This is a genomic window from Halalkalibacter sp. HAAS-P014 (genome assembly GCF_056619965.1).
Map to the genome: position 1 here is coordinate 189,395 of NZ_JBWQTV010000010.1, position 17,196 is coordinate 206,590.

The 17,196-nt window shown below is 41.7% G+C and carries 13 protein-coding genes; 4 read left to right on the forward strand and 9 right to left on the reverse strand.

All coding sequences use genetic code 11. The annotated features are described in order from the left end of the window. Positions 1-64 precede the first annotated feature (64 nt). Positions 65-1,219, forward strand: a complete 1,155-nt coding sequence (locus tag AC1FXZ_RS08460) for an MFS transporter (RefSeq protein ID WP_480052536.1) — start codon at positions 65-67, stop codon at positions 1,217-1,219. Between the two features lie 32 nt (positions 1,220-1,251). Here AC1FXZ_RS08460 and AC1FXZ_RS08465 read toward each other — a convergent pair whose 3' ends face one another. Then, entirely contained in the window at positions 1,252-2,223 is a 972-nt protein-coding gene (locus AC1FXZ_RS08465) for a C40 family peptidase (RefSeq protein ID WP_480052538.1), read from the reverse strand. Between the two features lie 329 nt (positions 2,224-2,552). On the opposite strand from AC1FXZ_RS08465, the gene AC1FXZ_RS08470 reads away from it, so the two are divergent. Further along, complete coding sequence (locus tag AC1FXZ_RS08470; RefSeq protein WP_480052540.1) at positions 2,553-3,194, forward strand: hypothetical protein; 642 nt, start codon at positions 2,553-2,555, stop codon at positions 3,192-3,194. A 115-nt stretch (positions 3,195-3,309) separates the two neighbouring features. Here AC1FXZ_RS08470 and AC1FXZ_RS08475 read toward each other — a convergent pair whose 3' ends face one another. From AC1FXZ_RS08475 to xylE, 5 genes are all read right to left on the reverse strand, one after another. Next, positions 3,310-4,575, reverse strand: a complete 1,266-nt coding sequence (locus tag AC1FXZ_RS08475) for a trypsin-like peptidase domain-containing protein (RefSeq protein ID WP_480052542.1) — start codon at positions 4,573-4,575, stop codon at positions 3,310-3,312. Positions 4,576-4,788: 213 nt separating this feature from the next. Next, the gene (locus tag AC1FXZ_RS08480; protein WP_480052544.1) at positions 4,789-5,826 is read right to left on the reverse strand and encodes an aldose epimerase family protein; all 1,038 of its coding nucleotides are present in this window, start codon (positions 5,824-5,826) and stop codon (positions 4,789-4,791) included. A gap of 19 nt (positions 5,827-5,845) precedes the next feature. Continuing rightward, entirely contained in the window at positions 5,846-7,855 is a 2,010-nt protein-coding gene (gene tkt / locus AC1FXZ_RS08485) for a transketolase (protein ID WP_480052546.1), read from the reverse strand. A 176-nt stretch (positions 7,856-8,031) separates the two neighbouring features. Then, on the reverse strand, positions 8,032-9,357 hold the full coding sequence (gene xylA / locus AC1FXZ_RS08490) for a xylose isomerase (protein ID WP_480052548.1): 1,326 nt from the start codon (positions 9,355-9,357) through the stop codon (positions 8,032-8,034). Positions 9,358-9,475: 118 nt separating this feature from the next. After that, entirely contained in the window at positions 9,476-10,894 is a 1,419-nt protein-coding gene (xylE, locus tag AC1FXZ_RS08495) for a D-xylose transporter XylE (RefSeq protein WP_480052550.1), read from the reverse strand. A gap of 369 nt (positions 10,895-11,263) precedes the next feature. Here xylE and AC1FXZ_RS08500 point away from each other — a divergent pair, with 369 nt between their 5' ends. Beyond that, positions 11,264-12,442 (forward strand): ROK family protein, encoded by a 1,179-nt coding sequence (locus AC1FXZ_RS08500; protein WP_480052552.1) that lies wholly within the window; start codon positions 11,264-11,266, stop codon positions 12,440-12,442. A 51-nt stretch (positions 12,443-12,493) separates the two neighbouring features. On the opposite strand, the gene AC1FXZ_RS08505 is transcribed toward AC1FXZ_RS08500, so the two are convergent. The 3 genes from AC1FXZ_RS08505 to xylA (AC1FXZ_RS08515) form a co-directional block, all read right to left on the reverse strand. Then, a complete protein-coding gene (locus tag AC1FXZ_RS08505; protein ID WP_480052554.1) occupies positions 12,494-13,477 on the reverse strand; it encodes an aldo/keto reductase in 984 nt (327 codons plus the stop codon). 63 nt (positions 13,478-13,540) lie between these two features. Beyond that, positions 13,541-15,040 carry a xylulokinase gene (xylB, locus tag AC1FXZ_RS08510; protein WP_480052556.1) on the reverse strand — a complete coding sequence of 500 codons (1,500 nt, stop codon included), beginning with the start codon at positions 15,038-15,040 and terminating at the stop codon, positions 13,541-13,543. A 25-nt stretch (positions 15,041-15,065) separates the two neighbouring features. Beyond that, positions 15,066-16,391, reverse strand: coding sequence for a xylose isomerase (xylA, locus tag AC1FXZ_RS08515; RefSeq protein WP_480052558.1), 1,326 nt, complete (start codon positions 16,389-16,391; stop codon positions 15,066-15,068). Between the two features lie 194 nt (positions 16,392-16,585). Between xylA (AC1FXZ_RS08515) and AC1FXZ_RS08520 the strand changes: the two genes are divergently transcribed. Then, on the forward strand, positions 16,586-17,194 hold the full coding sequence (locus tag AC1FXZ_RS08520) for a YesL family protein (RefSeq protein WP_480052560.1): 609 nt from the start codon (positions 16,586-16,588) through the stop codon (positions 17,192-17,194). Positions 17,195-17,196 lie beyond the last annotated feature (2 nt).

The window sequence follows — 17,196 nt, forward strand, 5'->3', positions numbered from 1 at the left end:
TCTTGCTTTAATCAATGAAACATCATATCCTTTTTGTACGTTAACTTGAAATTAGGTGAGTAAATTGATATTACTTTACATGATCATTGCCGTAGCATTCATTGATACATTTTCACAGCTGCCGATTATTGCTCCATTTTCAATTAGCCTTGGAGCTAATCCGATGACAGTCGGGATCATTATCGGAGCTTATTCATTTTCCAATATCATCGGAAACATTATTTCTGGCATTTATATCGATCGCATTGGCGCTAAAAAAATCCTTTTTGCCGGAATGCTTTCTGTAGGGATCATCCTTTTGTCCTATACGTTTGTGACTGATCCGAATCAGTTAATCGTCGTGCGCTTTTTACATGGACTTGCAGGTGGATTAATTGTGCCTGCTGCTTTCACATTTTTAGGTTCGATGAAAAAGAAGCTGGCAAAAGGAAGAGTAATGGCTCTATCTGGTGGTTCCGTTGGAGTAGCCGCTGTTGCAGGTCCTGCACTTGGGGCAATCATCAGTGGACGGCTAGGCTTTCATTCGTTATTTTATTTGATCACAGTCTTAATGGTCGTATTTGCATTTCTTGCTCTCTTCTTTCTAAAAGAACGCCCAATACAGGCACAAACGCAAGAAGCATCTCAATTCAACCAAAACGGTTTCTTGCTAACAAGACCACTTCTCTACTCGTATATTTCAATCTTTTTATTGGTTTTCTCGTTAGGGATCTTAACCTTTGCTTTGCCGCTAAAAGTTGAAGAACTCGCTTTACAAACTGAACTAACAGGTTTATTGATCAGTACTTTCGGTATCGTCGCTATCTTAATTTTTGTTCTCCCGACAAATAAATTGTTTGACCGCATCAAAAAGCCACGCCTCATGGCCATCGGCTTATTAACAATAGCAATGGCCTTAAGCGCACTTTCTGTTTCGATTAGCTTTATTCAAATACTAGTAGCAATGATTATTTACGGAGTAGGTTTTGCTTTTATTTTTCCTTCTACGAGTGCGACGGTTGCAGAGAGCTCCGGAGAAACGAGACGTGGGAAGGCATTCGGAATCTTCTACGCATGCTTTTCGTTCGGTGTCGTGGCCGGCTCTTTTTTCTCAGGCGCATTAGCATTGCAACCTTCAGCGTTATTTTTAACGGGGGCGATCATAATCGTCGTGGTTGTGTTGATCGTTGGTTTGAACATAGTGTTTAACCGAAAAAAACGACAAAAAAACTCTGTCTAGCAATAGAGCTATGACAGAGTTTTTCATTTGTATTATCGAACCGTTTTCGCACCTAAATAACGAGGCTTCCAATATGAATTGTTCATATCACTAATCGTCACACCAGTGCTTGATCCGGCATGGATGAACTTATTATCTCCCATATAAATCCCTGCATGAGACGCTCCTGGAGCATACGTTTCAAAGAATACTAAATCGCCCTTTTTCGGGGATGATACAGGCGTTGTTGCATTCCAGATTTGCGCAACCGTCCGTGGCAACGTGATCCCTTGTGTTCTGTATACGTGATTCAAAAAGCCCGAACAATCAAAGCCAGCAGGGGTACTTCCTCCCCACACATACGGCACTCCGATATAGTTTCTAGCTTCAGCGATTAATGCATCAGCATTGAATGATCTCACTTCAGGGGCCGGTGCAGGTGCAGGTGTTGGCGCTGAGCCTGCAGTTAAGCGTAACACTTGTCCAACATGAATCGTATCTGAAGTTAAATTGTTAAATGTTCTTACTTGTTGAACTGATAGATTGTGATTTGTTGCGATTCTCCATAACGAGTCACCAGCTTGTACGGTATAAGTATTTGCTGATGAAGAAGACGTTGATGTTGTTGGTGCCTGTCCTGCTGCATTAGGAATTCTCAAAACTTGGCCTACGCGAATGAGATCAGAAGGTAAGTTGTTCAGCGATCTCAATTCTGTGACTGTCGTATTGTGATTTCTAGCAATCACTGAAAGGCTGTCACCTGATTTAACAGTATAAGAGATTGTACTATTAGTAGCCGTTCGCTGTGTTGTTAATGATAGTTGTTGGCCAACGTGAATTGTTGATGATGATAACTGGTTGTATTGCATTAATTGATCAACAGTCAAATTATTGCTCGTTGCGATTCTCCAAAGCGTATCACCGGATTGTACAGTATAGGTGCCTACACTAGCAGAAGCTTTGTCTGATAACCCTGCAGTCATAAATCCAAAAGCAGCAACAGCAATAATAATATGTTTTTTCAATGAACAACACACTCCTATGGAAGTTTTTTGTCTCGTACCATTTGCTTTTCTTTCAACGAGACTCATCATAACCCGATTAGGAGTGTGGCGATAGCCCTCTTTTGTTGGGTGAGTTACCTGAAATCACCAGGTCATATATTAGTGAGAGGTGCATTCGCCTATCCGCTCTTTCGCAATTATTTTCGAAAAACCACAAACTTCCAGAGAGCGTTTCCATGCTAAAATAATGGTAAGTGCTACTGGCACTTACTAAAGAAACACAAGCTCTCACTAAATTTTTGATTACGCTTTCTATTTTTACCATTTTAAAAAAGAGGAGGTCAGATGAAATGAAAAGATTTAGTTTTGTATTCATTCTATTGCTGTTTGTTTTAGCTGCGTGTGGAACAAATGACCAAACTGAAGAAACAGAGATTCCTGAAGATGTAGAGGAGCAATTGAATGAAGAGGTTGAAGAATCAGTAGACGTCGAGGTACCTAGTGAAGAGGCTGAGGCTGAGCAACCGTCATTACCTGTATTAGATGCAACAAAGACAGTCATTATGCAAATTGAAGGAATGGATGAGGAAATGACAGTAAGTCTTCATCAACATGAAACGTTAGGTTTCTCAACGTATATACCAGAGGACATGACAGTCGAATCCGATGAACTAACATTCAACGTGTACACAAATTATCAAGGAAATAAAAACGAGGATGCTAGACTATTTATTACGAAACAAACAAAAGAAGAAATAACTGATAGCTTTGAATCAGAAGGGGTTGTATTGACTGATGCCGATGAACACGCATTTAGCTTTTCTGAAGAAGAATATTTAGTAGAAAAAGAAGGGTTTTCTGGACGCGTTTCACTCTTTACACAAGGTGACGAACATTATCTAGTAGCCTATTACTATCCAAGTGAATTTGCTGACGGCTTTAGCGCCCGTTCACAAATTATTATTGATGAATTGGTCTGGCACGATAAGTAAGTTTTGAATTAAAGAAATGCCCTCAGTGTAAAACGGAAACTAGATCATTCCGGTTTCCGTTTTACACTGAGGGGAAGACATATGTTGAAACTTTTTTCAATCTAACAGCAACTACCTATTCTTCAACTTCCTCATCATCATCATCATAATCATACTCATTCTCGTATTCCTCTTGAACACTAGCGTCATAATCATGGCTAATCTCGTATTCATCATCTAAATCGTAATCGTAGTCATACTCCTCTTCAGAATAGTCATGCTGGTGCCCTTCTGTATCATAGTCATGATACCATTCATCTTCATACTCATACTCATCATACCAATCATATTCTTCATATTCGTATTCATCGTACTCGTATTCATCGTACCAGTCATAGTCATACTCCCAGTAATCATAGTCGTAGTAATCCTCTGAATAGTCTCCCCCGTCAAAGTAGCCACCATCGTAATATTCCCATAAATAATCATAATAATATAGATCATCAGAATAAAAGAATTGCGCATAGACTTGCTCTTCTGTCATTGGGGCGCTGATCCAAGATTCTATTAAATCATATACTGTGTAAATCGGAATACTAAACCCAATGCCTACTTCCCGTGTGTCCTTTGCAGAGTTAATCGCAATGATCCGTTCGGTTTTTTGCGATAAGAGAGGTCCTCCACTGCTGCCTGGTGAAATCGGAGCAGAAATTTGATACAGGTTTGAGTAAACAAAATTTCCAATATGAAAATCTCGGTTCACTCCAGTCACATATCCCATTGTAGCTGTATTCTCAAGACCATGTGGACTTCCGAGCGCAATTACATCTTCCCCAATTAAAGTCGGTTCAGTATACTCAATTTGTGAAGGCGTCCTACCTGAAAAGTCAGGTACTTCAATAACAGCAACATCTGTTTGATTGGAATAGCCAATGACTGTGCCGGAATGATTAGTGCCATTCATCGTTCGAACCGACACATACCGGCTCCCCTCTACAACATGGGCATTGGTAATGACGATTCCTGAGTCATTATATAGGAAACCTGAACCTTGGCTGTAGGGAGTTTCAACTGTAAAGACATTTTCTTGCGCATCAGCAATAATATCGGTCAGTTCACGGGTTTCACTCTCCTTCTCAGGTCGATCTATATTTTCATCCTGGCTGTCATCAACCGGTAGAGGAGCTAATTCTCTATCACTCTCTAATACTAGTGGTGCAGGTTGAACAGTTTCCGTCACCATTTCACGTCCGATATACAGATAACTGCTAACCATCAGTAAGATGACAACCCTTGCAGTAGTGATTACCGGTACTACCGGGAATCTTTTTCGCTTATTCCCACATCCACTACAGAACCTCATTTTTTCTTTTAGCTCTGTTCCACAATTTGGACAGTACATTTCAAGTACCTCTCCTTCTTCTAAAGATATTACTTTTACTCTAGCATAAAAAAAGGAAAACAACGTCCATTTTCATAAAATACCAGAAACGCTTTAGGTTACCAGCCTTTGCCTCTTTTATTGGGCACGTATCGAAAAAGACCTCTCCAATGCAAAAAAGAGTGGCTGCATCACTGGCAACCACCCTTAAAAGTCAAACTTCTATTTTCCTTCTTATTTTTCCACCGAAAAACGGTACACCGTCGCCGTTTCATACACCTCATTCTCATTTAGGACAATCTGTGGAAAGTCCGGATGATGAAGGGCGTCTGGGTGATGTTGCGTCTCAAGACAAAGCCCTAAATGTTTGCGCGCTCTTACGCCTCTTATATGAAAGTCATCATCCATCATGTTTGATGTATAAAAGACCACCGCCGGCTCATCTGTTTCAATCGTCAATTTCCGACCACTAGAACGTTCGGTTACTTGAATTTCTTCTGAGTGGTTAGCACGTAACACAAAGGGGTGATCATACCCACCACCGACAAGCTCAATTTGTGGGTGAGCCGATCCAATCCCTTCCCCGATTCGTTTCCCGTCCCTAAAATCAAATGGCGTCCTCTCAACAGCAAGGGCTTCGCCTGTTGGCAGCAAGGAATCATTCAGCTCTAAATAACGTTCACTCTTCATGGTGACTTCATGATCAAGGATGTCACGTTTCGCGTTTCCACTTAAGTTAAAATACGAGTGGTTCGTCAGATTAACAGGCGTCTTTTGATCAGTTGTTGCTCGGTAAGAGATAATCAGCTCATTTTCATTGGTTATGCGATAGGTGATGGATACCCGGAGATTTCCCGGGTAACCTTCCTCACCATCCTTGCTTACATAGGAAAAGCAAACAGCATCGTCCTCTATCTTTGAATCCCAAATGACCTTATCAAAACCACGCAGACCTCCATGAAGATGATTGCTACCTTCATTACGTGCCAACTCGTATGTTACACCGTCTAGTTCAAACTGTGACGAGCTGATTCTCCCTGCCACACGGCCGACAACGGCACCAAAATACGGAGAGTATGAGCTATAGTCTTCGATTGTGTCAAAACCAAGCACAACATTCTCGATCGTTCCATTTTTATCTGGCACATTGATTTCCGTAATCGTACATCCATAATCTAGGCAGACAACTTCCATTCCATTGTCATTTTTCAGCCGGAACGATGTTACTTCCTGTCCGTCTAACTTGCCAAATATCGCTGCTTGAACGTTCATGGAACTTCTCCTTTATTTACTATTTCTTTAAAGCTTGTTTCATTTTGGCCACAACATTCTCAACCGTAAACCCATACTCTTTTAAAACTTTACTAGCTGGAGCCGATGCGCCAAATTGATCAATCGAAAGAATTTCTCCTGCATCGCCGACATATTTACTCCACCCTAGTGATGAACCCATCTCCAAGCTGACGCGCGCTTTCACATTTGGAGGAAGGATCCGTTCCTTATAGTCTTGCGATTGCTTATCAAAGCGATCCCAACTCGGCATGCTGACAACTGACACTTGAATTCCTTCTGCTGCTAATTGTTTCTGTGCTTCAACAGCAAGCTGCACTTCAGAACCTGTTGCTAGCAGCAGCCCCTCTGCTTTTCCTTTTGCTTCTGAAACAACATACGCTCCTTTTTTCACACCCTCGTAAGCGACATCAACTGATTTCGCTGCTGTCAGTAAATCTTGGCGACTTAATACGAGTAACGTTGGCTCGTCACGGCTCTCCAGTGCGATCTTCCAAGCTGCGACCGTTTCATTGCCATCGGCCGGACGGATGATACTCACACCTGGCATCGCACGAAACGATGCTAACTGCTCAACCGGTTCATGAGTCGGGCCGTCTTCTCCAACAGCAACGCTATCGTGCGTAAACACAAACGTAACAGGGAGCTTCATAAGAGCTGACAAACGTACAGCCGGACGTAAATAATCAGAGAAAACAAAGAATGTCGCGCCAAATGGTTTAACGCCACCATGAAGCGCCATCCCGTTCACCATTGCTGCCATTGCAAACTCGCGAACACCGTACCAGACATTGCGTCCACTGTAATCATCACGGCTAAAGTTGGCTTCTCCTTTTAACATCGTCTTATTAGATGAAGCTAAGTCAGCCGAACCTCCAAAAATAGCCGGTATCTTTTTCGCAAACGCATTAAGTGCAACTCCTCCGGCAGAACGAGTTGCAACTTTTTCAACTCCTACTTCGTATGACGGCAAGTTCAGATCCCACCCAACCGGCAGCTCACCACTCATTGCTTGTGCTAATTGATCCCCTAATTCAGGGAATGCTTGCTTGTAGCTTTTCAATAATTCATTCCAACGCTCTTCTTGTTTTTCTCCTTCTTCCTTCACCTGTCTAAACAGCTCATTCACCTCACTCGGAACATGAAACTCATCAGCTGATGTCCAACCGTAGTTTTCTTTAACAAGCTTGATTTCGTCAGCACCTAATGGGGCCCCGTGAGAAGCTGACTTACCACCTTTATTCGGAGAACCGTATCCAATTGTTGTTTTCACCTCAATAAGAGTCGGGCGCTCATCTTCTTTCGCTCGTTCAATCGCTTTATTGATTTCTTCAAGATTATTACCATCAGCAACACGGAGATAATGCCATCCATATGCTCTAAAACGATCTTCTACACTCTCAGAAAACGAAAGATGCAAATCCCCATCCAACGAGATATCATTGGAATCATATAACACAACGAGACGTCCAAGCTGTAAGTGACCTGCAAGTGAAGCCGCTTCGGCTGATACCCCTTCCATTAAGTCGCCATCGCCACAAATGCTATATGTATAATGATCGACAATGTTGTATCGATCACGGTTAAACTTCGCTGCTAGATGTCTTTCTGTCATCGCCATTCCGACAGCCATTGCAAAGCCTTGGCCTAGTGGTCCCGTTGTCGCATCAACACCAGCCGTATGGCCAAATTCAGGGTGTCCCGGCGTTTTACTGCCCCATTGACGGAAATTCTTTAAATCTTCCATCGTGACATCATAACCTGATAGATGTAAGAGGCTGTATAACAGCATCGATCCATGACCTGCCGATAAGACAAAACGATCACGGTTAAACCAATTCGGATTTGCTGGGTTATGCTGCATATGCTTTCCGTAAAGAGAGAATGCCATCGGAGCTGCCCCCATCGGCATACCAGGATGCCCAGAGTTGGCTTTTTCGATGCTGTCAATCGACAGTGTTCGAATTGTGTTAACTGCTAATTCTTCAATTGTTCCTTGTTTTATCGCCATAAAAAATCACTCCTTAAGATTTATCTATATTTTAATTTTTCTTGATCCTATTTTCCCTTAAAAAAATGCACTGAAAACTATTAAGCATTCAGCGCATTTATTGTGGTTTATTTGTCCCCGCTTTGTAAATTTTCTAGTTGTTAAAACAAAACACTAGGGGCATGGTGTTACGGTCCTTATCTTAGCGCAAATGTATCTAACAGATATTTGTTTACAATCGCTTTTAACTGTTCTTGTCTTCCAGATTTGTTTTGAATCTTTTCTAGTTGCAGTGCGTGTTGCTCTAATTTACGGAAATCTGTTTTGCCTTCCACAATCTCAAGGCCAATTCCTTCCGTATAGCTCTTATAACGGTCAGCAATGAAGTCATCTAGCACTTTATCTTCGATTAAACGCTGCGCCACCTTTGTACCAATCGCAAATGCATCCATTCCAGCAATATGCGCGTGGAAGAGATCATCTGTATCAAATGAGCCACGTCTTACTTTCGCATCAAAGTTCAAGCCCCCTGTTCCAAGTCCGTCATTTTTTAAAATTTCATACATTGCTAATGTCGTAGAGTATAAATCTGTTGGGAATTCATCTGTATCCCAACCAAGCAATGTATCGCCTTGGTTCGCATCAACCGACCCTAACATGCCGTTAATACGCGCCGTGCGCAGTTCATGCTCAAATGTATGGCCAGCAAGTGTCGCATGGTTTGCTTCGATGTTAAATTTGAACGTGTCTTGTAGGTCATATTTTTGTAAAAATGCTAGGCCTGTTGCAACATCAAAATCATATTGATGCTTTGTCGGCTCCTTTGGCTTTGGTTCAATTAAGAATTGCGCATCGAAGCCAATTTCATTGGCATAGTCTTTTGCCATATGGAAAAAGCGTGCTAGATTATCAAGTTCAAGTCCCATATCTGTGTTTAAGAGCGTGTCATACCCTTCACGTCCACCCCAGAATACATAGTTCTCAGAACCTAGCTCTTTCCCGACTTCAAGGCCTTTTTTCACCTTTGCAGCTGCATAAGCAAACACATCAGCATTTGGCGCTGTCGCAGCTCCGTGCACCCAGCGTGAATGCGTGAACATATTGGCTGTATTCCAAAGGAGCTTCACTTTACTCGTTTTCATATATTCTTTAATCATCGCCGTAATTTGATCGATATTTTTAAATGTTTCACTTAAAGATTCAGATTCAGGAGCGACATCAATATCATGGAAGCAAAAGTAAGGCACACCTAACTTCTCATAAAACTCAAACGATGCTTCCACACGTGCCTTAGCTAAGTCCATACCAGAAAGGCGATCGTATGGACGTACAGCTGTCCCTGCACCAAACGGGTCTGAGCCTTCCCCTGTGAATGTATGCCAGTACGCTACGGAAAAGCGTAAGAACTCTTCCATCGTCTTTCCATTAATGATCTCTTCTGGATTATAGTACTTATATGCAAATGGATTAGTAGATTCAGTACCTTCAAACTTCACTTGGTTCACATTTTTAAAATAGCTCATTTTCAATCCCCCGTTTATATTTGTTTTTATAGTAATCGCTTTCAATAACTAGATTATATCACCTTCAACTTAGTTTGTACATTGGATAAACTAAGTTTTTATACAAAAAATATTTCCTTTAGCTTACCTTTTTCTTGTTGGTCCCTGAACTTTTTTCAATCCAAATGTTTTCCATTTGTTCAAGAGTCTTCCCTTTTGTTTCCGGGATAAACTTCCATACGAATAAGGCAGATAGCACACTCATTAACCCGTAGAAACCGTACGTCATCCCACCACTAAATTCCATCATCATTGGATATGTTGAGGAAATGAAATAGTTTGCAGCCCACTGTGCAGCAACCGCAATCGCCACAGCTTGACCACGAATTCGGTTCGGGAAGATTTCAGAAATTAATACCCAGCAAATCGGTCCCCAAGACATCATAAAGGAAGCAGTGTATATAATGATAAAGAACAAGGTGCTAATTCCAATAATATTTGAGAAGGCGAGCCCTGCAACACCGAACATTCCTATCGCCATTCCGATAGAACCGACAATCAACAGTGGTTTACGGCCCCATTTATCTACCGTTAAAATCGCAACAATTGTAAAGATAACATTGACAAGCCCCATAACAATCGTCTGTAACATCGAAGCATCTGCAGAAGCACCCATGCTTTCAAAAATACGTGGTGCATAATACAATGCTACGTTGATCCCAACAAACTGCTGGAAGACTGAAAGCATAATACCGACAATAATCACAAGCTTTCCATATTCAAACAGTTTTGCAGCCGTAACATTTTTATTTAATGTGACTTTAATTTCTGCTAATACAGATTTCGCTTCTTGTGGTCCGTTAATCTTCGTTAAGACATCTAACGCTTTTGTATCTTCTTTTTTCATTACTAAATACCGCGGTGTTTCCGGGACAAATAGTAAGAGAGTGAAGAACAATAGTGCCGGAATTGCTTCTGATGCAAACATATATCTCCAGCCAATCTCTTGGATCCACTGCATCGATTGACCGTTAGCAATTGACCAGTTCACAAAATAAACGACTAGCATACCAAAAATGATTGTAAATTGATTGAACGAAACTAAACGACCACGGATTTTAGCCGGAGCAATTTCCCCGATGTACATCGGAACAATTGCTGAAGCGAGACCGACCCCGATTCCTCCGATAATCCGGTACAGGTTAAATGTCAGTAAAAGAGCAATCGTCGGCTCGCCTCTTTCAAAGAACAAGAACTCCGGATAAGCTGAGCCAAGTGCTGATAATAGGAAAAGCAACGACGCTAAAATAAGAGATCTTTTACGCCCAAATTTTGATGCAAAGAATCCAGATAAAAGCCCCCCGATAATACAACCGATTAACGCACTCGATATCGTTGCACCATGAGCAAATGAACCTAACCCTAAACTATCAGTAAAATAAGCTTGTAATGATCGTTCAGCACCAGATATAACAGCCGTATCATACCCAAATAACAACCCTCCTAAGGCCGCCACCAAGGTAAGGGCAATAACATATACTAATTGTTGTTGCTTCATAGCTTATTTAAGGACAGTAGTTAAAACGCTTTCAACAGATGGTAACAATTTACCTTATGTGATTACATTCTGTCCTTAATCCTCCCTTCCTTAAATTAGTTATCTTTTCACATATAAACTTAAAGCGTTTTCAAATTCAATAAAAATAGAAGTAGGTAATGCAATGAATACTAGTAAACCGTTATTGGCTCTAAATAATCCGTCTATTCCCTTAGTCCCTATCCCCCCAATCTGTACTATTCTTTTTTACTATGACTCTATTATAACAATAAACACTTAGTTAGTCTATCGGATGAACTAAGTTCCCTATTTTGACACATTATGATATAAATAAAAACATACGACTAACGGAATCGAGGAGAAACGATCATGTCATGGAATCAACAAGTTGTTAAGGTGAAAAATAAAAGCACCATCCTGCATACGATTAAGGAACATGCTCCCTTATCTCGTGCTGATCTCTCCCAACAACTAGGGTTAACAAAAGGAACAGTCTCTTCTTTAGTAAGTGAGCTCTTACAGGAGGATTTGGTCTATGAAACCGGCCCGGGGGAATCTAGTGGAGGTAGGCGACCCGTTATGCTGTTATTTAACGAACATGCGGGATATTCAATTGGAATCAACTTAGGCGTCAACTACATACTCGGTGTTTTAACGGATTTATGTGGAAAAATTATTAGTGAAAAATCAATCCCTTTTAAAAAACTAGAATACAAAGAAAGTGTTGAAACCGTCAAAGAAGTGATTAATCATTTATGTGATCAAGCGCCAGATAGTCGCTATGGGATCGTCGGAATTGGCATCGGGGTTCCAGGTATTGTGAGTTATGACGGAAAGATTTTAATCGCTCCAAACTTAGGGTGGAAAAATATCAACCTGAAACAGGACATGGAAGAAGAATACAAGATCCCGATTATAGTCGACAACGAAGCAAATGCGGGAGCTTATGGCGAGAAGCGCTTTGGTACAGGTAAAGATTATGAAAACCTCGTTTACGTCAGTGCAGGAATCGGCATCGGTGCAGGCCTTATATTAAATGGGGAACTGTACAAAGGAGCACACGGTTATTCTGGCGAGATGGGGCATACCGTTATCGAAAGAAATGGAAAAGAATGTCGCTGTGGTCGCAAAGGTTGCTGGGAAACGTATGCATCAGAACAAGCCGTTTTTGAAAAAGCCGCAAACGCGCTGAATACACCATCGGATGAGCTCACATTAGAGTTTATCCTCGAACAAGCAAGAGAAAACGATCAAGTGAAAGCGATATTCACTGATATTGGCGTCCATCTCGGCATTGGCATTACTAATATCATTAACACGTTTAATCCACAACAAATTATCATTGGCAACCGTTTAGCGATGGCAAAAGAGTATTTGCAAGAGCCCATTAACGAGCTCATTGCAAACCAAACCTTACCATTCACTCAAACCCAATCGAGTGCAGAGCTTACCTTTTCTCAATTAAATAAACACGCTTCAGCTCTTGGCATCTCAGCGTGTACGGTGGAACAATTTTTACAACATATATTGGAAAGCCATAAATCATAACCGGCCACCACAAATGGGCCACTCCAGGCGCCTGTTAGGACAAATTCACTCCTAAAGGGCGCCTCTTATATGTTGGTGGACTTTTTCTTTGTAGAATTGATCGAGCTGTTTTTGTTCTTCGTTTGTAAATCCTTTGACGTTTACGGCTTGTAAGTTGTCTGCTGCTTGTTTTGTGTCTTTGAAACCTGGAATCACACTTGTGATGCCATCGGTTTCCATAATCCATTTCAGTGCCGCACGGGTCATATTGCCTCTGCCTTCAGCAATCCAGCTAAGCTCACGGCTTAGTTCTACTCCTTTTTTAAACTCCAGTCCACCGAATGTTTCGCCGACATTGAACGCTGCGCCGTCACGATTGAAATGACGGTGGTCATCTTCTTCAAATGCCGTATTTGCTGTAAACTTCCCTGTTAATAGTCCACTTGCTAAAGGAACTCTGGCTAAAACTCCGACTCCTTTTTTCTTAGCTTCCCCAAACAGTTCAGCCTTAGGTTGTTGACGCAAAAGGTTAAAAATAACTTGCAGCGAGCTCGCCTTCGTATGTTCCAGACAGAACAACCCTTCCTCAATCGTCTCCACACTAACGCCATAGTAGCGAATTTTCCCTTCTGCTTTCAGCTTCTTAAGCACATCAAACACCGTGCCGTCTTGCAGGATCTCCATCGGTGGGCAGTGGATTTGGTAAAGGTCAATTGCCTCTCTTTCCACCCTTTTTAAACTTTGTTCGCAATATGTACGGACGCTTTTTTCCGAATACGTAGCTAGATCAAATATATCACCAGCCCGGCAAAACTTCGTGGCGATGTGAACCTTATCTTCCTTTCCTTTTGTCGCTTTTGCAAGAAGTTCTTCACTATGGCCGTCTCCGTAAACATCAGCTGTATCAAAGAAATTTACTCCTTGTCCAATTGCCAGATCGAGTCCTTTTAATGCTTCTTTGTCGTTAGTTTTCCCCCAAGCACCACCGATTGCCCAAGTTCCGAAGCCTAGTTCGCTAATCGTTAAGTCGGTATTTCCAAGCTGTTTATACTTCATTCAAATCCTCTCCCTTATGCAAAAAGGCTGCCTCTCTGTAATCTTGAGACAGCCTTGTATGCTTTATTTTCTAAACTTAACTAGATTTTCGTTTAATTCTTTTGTTTGCGTGTAAACATTTTGATACAGTTCGAAAAGTTCCTTGTACTGAAGGACATTTTCTTCTTTTGGCAGATATTCTTTATCAACTTGTAAGAACGTATCAGCACACTCCTTCAGTGACCCAAACCAGCCACATCCGAATGCTGCCAACATCGCAGCACCCATGCCTGGGCCTTGTTCGCTTGAGAGCTTAACGATTTTTGCATTAAAGATATCTGCTTGCATTTGCAGCCATACTTCATTTTTGGCCCCACCACCGATCGACACAACCGTATCAATCGTTTTTCCATGCTTACGGAAAATCTCAACCGAGTCGTTTAACGAAAACGTAATTCCTTCAAGAACGGCACGGACAAAGTCTTTCCGCTCATGCGAGCCGTCCATTCCAATAAAACTGCCTCGAATGGCTGAGTCAACATGCGGCGTCCGTTCGCCAACGAGATACGGGGTAAATAACAATCCGTTTGCGCCTGGTGGAACCGTATCGATGTCTTTTAAAAAGTCCGTAAAGTCCTCACCTTCAGCAAACACATTTTTAAACCAACTTAAGCTGTACCCTGCAGCAAGCGTTACACCCATTGTATAATAGGCACCTGGTGCACCATGGTTAAAATAATGAACGGTCCCTTGGAAATCTTTGTCGTCACTCGATTCATAGGAAAGCACGACGCCCGATGTCCCGATACTTGCCAATGTTTTGCCTTCTTCGAGTATTCCGGATCCGATAGCGCCACACGCATTATCGGCTCCTCCAGCAAACAAACGTGTTCTCTCGGATAGCCCCGTTCGCTCAGCCACTTCCGTAAGAAGCGTTCCGACTTCCTCATGTGATCCAACTAACGGTGGACAAAAATCAGCGTCAAGTTCGAATAACTCGCAAATTTCCTTGCTCCATTGCTTTTTTGACACATCTAGCAACAATGTCCCAGCTGCATCAGAATAATCCATATGAAGCTTGCCTGTAAGCTTAAGACGGACATAATCCTTCGGCAAGACAAATGTTTTCGCTTTTTCAAAAAGCTCAGGTTCATGTTTTTTCACCCATAGGATCTTTGGCAACGTAAATCCTTCTAACGCAGGATTTTTCGTTACTTCCAGTAGGCGCTCCTCGCCAACGGTTTGATAAATTTCCCGGCATTCTGCAGTGGTTCTCGTGTCATTCCACAATATCGCATTGCGAAGAGGTTCATTGTTATCATCTAAGAGAACGAGTCCATGCATCTGTCCTGAAAAGCTAATGCCTTCAATGTCTGACTTGTCACCAGGAAAGCTTTGCAAGAGCTCAGACAGTCCTTGAACTGTCTGATTCACCCACTCTTGTGGCTGTTGCTCACTGTATCCTGTTTTTTCTTGAATTAACGGATACTCTTTTGATACTTCTCTTGTCACTTCACCGTTCTGATTAACAAGCAGAATTTTCACCGCGCTTGTGCCTAAGTCTATTCCAATTACGTATTTCATCGCATATCCACTCCTGCTTTCAAAGTTACTCTCCTGCGTATGCTTTTAGTAAATATTGGTTAATTGTAGCTTTGATGCGCTCTTGTTTCCCTGATTTGTTCTTGATTTCTGTAAGTCCAAGCGCATGCTCTTCAAGCTTTTTCAGATCGGTATTTCCAGTAACGATTTCCTTGCCGATGCCTTGTGTGAAGCTTTCATAGCGATCTTCCACAATGCCATCCATCACTTTATCGTCAATTAGCTTTTGTGCGACTTTTAAGCCAACTGCAAATGCATCCATTCCGGCAATATGTGCTTCAAATAAATCTTCCGGCTCAAACGATCCACGTCTTACTTTCGCATCAAAGTTTAACCCACCTCGTCCAAGACCACCATTTTTAATGATCTCATACATCGCAAGCGTTGTTGAATACAAGTCTGTCGGGAACTCATCTGTATCCCAGCCAAGCAACGGATGTCCTTGGTTCGCATCGACTGACCCAAGCATGCCGTGGACTCGTGCATAGCGAAGCTCGTGCTCAAACGTATGGCCGGCAAGTGTTGCATGGTTCGCTTCGATGTTGAACTTCAAGTGGTCTTGTAAGCCGTAATGCTGCAGGAATGCATAGCCACTTGCCACGTCAAAATCATATTGGTGCGACGTTGGCTCTTTTGGTTTTGGTTCAATCAGGAATTGAGCGTCAAAGCCGATTTCCTTCGCGTAATCCACACACATATGGAAGAAACGTCCAAGGTTATCCATTTCTAGTTTTAAATCGGTATTTAACAACGTTTCATAGCCTTCGCGCCCACCCCAGAATACATAGTTTTCTGCGCCAAGCTCCTTCCCGATTTCAAGACCCTTTTTCACTTTTGCTGCAGCATAAGCAAATACATCAGCATTATTTGATGCAGCCGCACCGTGCACAAAACGAGGGTTTGTAAAGTTATTAGCCGTGTTCCAAAGCAACTTTGTCTTGCTGTCTTTCATATAATCCTTGATCATTGCTACAATTGTGTCTAAGTTATCATACGTTTCCCTTAGGCTGTCTCCTTCTGGTGCAATATCAACATCATGGAAGCAGAAATACGGGACTCCTAGCTTTTCGAAAAATTCAAATGCAGCTTCTACACGTGCTTTCGCTAAATCCATGCCACTGAATTTACTCCACGGGCGAATCGCTGTACCTGTACCGAACGGATCTGATAAGTCTTCCGTGAATGTATGCCAATATGCGACACCAAAACGAAGGTATTCCTCCATTGTTTTTCCACCAATGATTTCAGTTGGATTGTAAAATTTAAATGCATATGGATTTGTTGAATTAGAGCCTTCGTATTTAATTTTGTCGATGTTTGCAAAGTATGTCATAGAGGGTTCCTCCTGGAATTTTTAAATTTTATTCACATTTTCTAAATTACGTCGATCCCTTGTGTAGCAACTACCTTAGTTCATCCAATAGATAAACTAAGTATCAATGTTTGATCCCTAATCTGTTAGCGTCATGGTAAATTCTTTATTTTCCCTTATAATAGTACTAAGTTTTCTTTTAGGGAGGTACATCTATGAGTCGCACACTATACAGTATCCTTGAATGGATTTCACGCTTTGCATACGTAAATGTCTTATGGATCTTATTTACGTTAGCCGGCGCCATCCTTCTCGGATTATTTCCTGCTACAATCGCTATGTTTACTCTCGTCAGGCAGTGGCTGAGGGGAAACTCGGACATGCCCGTCTTTACATCATTCTGGCAATCCTATAAAAGCGAGTTTGTAAAAAGCAACCTGTTAGGAATACCGATATATCTTATTTCGTTTATATTCGTATTTAATGTTTTCTTTCTTCAAGCTAATATTGGTCAATTGTTAACTTGGACATCGGCTCCGTTACTAGCCGGAATGCTGTTGTTTCTCATTTTTCTCTTTTACCTTTTTCCGACTTATGTCCATTTTGATTTAAACGTAAGGCAGATTTATAAAAATGCCTTTCTAACCATGTTAGTCAGTCCGTTACACACTTTCTTGATTCTCATAAGTCTCGGAGCATTTTACTTAATCGTAACGGTGATTCCAGCATTGGGACTTATCTTCGGTGCTAGCTTTTATAGCTTTCTCACAATGTGGACTGCCATGAATGCATTTTCTCGCATCCAGCAAAAGCAACACACATAAGC

Excerpts from the sequence above, each read along its gene's own strand:
- tkt (WP_480052546.1), bottom strand. The coding sequence starts at position 7,855 with ATGGCGATAAAACAAGGAACAATTGAAGAATTAGCAGTTAACACAATT.
- xylE (WP_480052550.1), bottom strand. The coding sequence starts at position 10,894 with ATGAAGCAACAACAATTAGTATATGTTATTGCCCTTACCTTGGTGGCG.
- AC1FXZ_RS08470 (WP_480052540.1), top strand. The coding sequence starts at position 2,553 with ATGAAAAGATTTAGTTTTGTATTCATTCTATTGCTGTTTGTTTTAGCT.
- AC1FXZ_RS08475 (WP_480052542.1), bottom strand. The coding sequence starts at position 4,575 with ATGTACTGTCCAAATTGTGGAACAGAGCTAAAAGAAAAAATGAGGTTC.
- AC1FXZ_RS08500 (WP_480052552.1), top strand. The coding sequence starts at position 11,264 with ATGTCATGGAATCAACAAGTTGTTAAGGTGAAAAATAAAAGCACCATC.
- AC1FXZ_RS08480 (WP_480052544.1), bottom strand. The coding sequence starts at position 5,826 with ATGAACGTTCAAGCAGCGATATTTGGCAAGTTAGACGGACAGGAAGTA.
- AC1FXZ_RS08505 (WP_480052554.1), bottom strand. The coding sequence starts at position 13,477 with ATGAAGTATAAACAGCTTGGAAATACCGACTTAACGATTAGCGAACTA.
- xylA (WP_480052558.1), bottom strand. The coding sequence starts at position 16,391 with ATGACATACTTTGCAAACATCGACAAAATTAAATACGAAGGCTCTAAT.
- xylB (WP_480052556.1), bottom strand. The coding sequence starts at position 15,040 with ATGAAATACGTAATTGGAATAGACTTAGGCACAAGCGCGGTGAAAATT.
- xylA (WP_480052548.1), bottom strand. The coding sequence starts at position 9,357 with ATGAGCTATTTTAAAAATGTGAACCAAGTGAAGTTTGAAGGTACTGAA.
- AC1FXZ_RS08520 (WP_480052560.1), top strand. The coding sequence starts at position 16,586 with ATGAGTCGCACACTATACAGTATCCTTGAATGGATTTCACGCTTTGCA.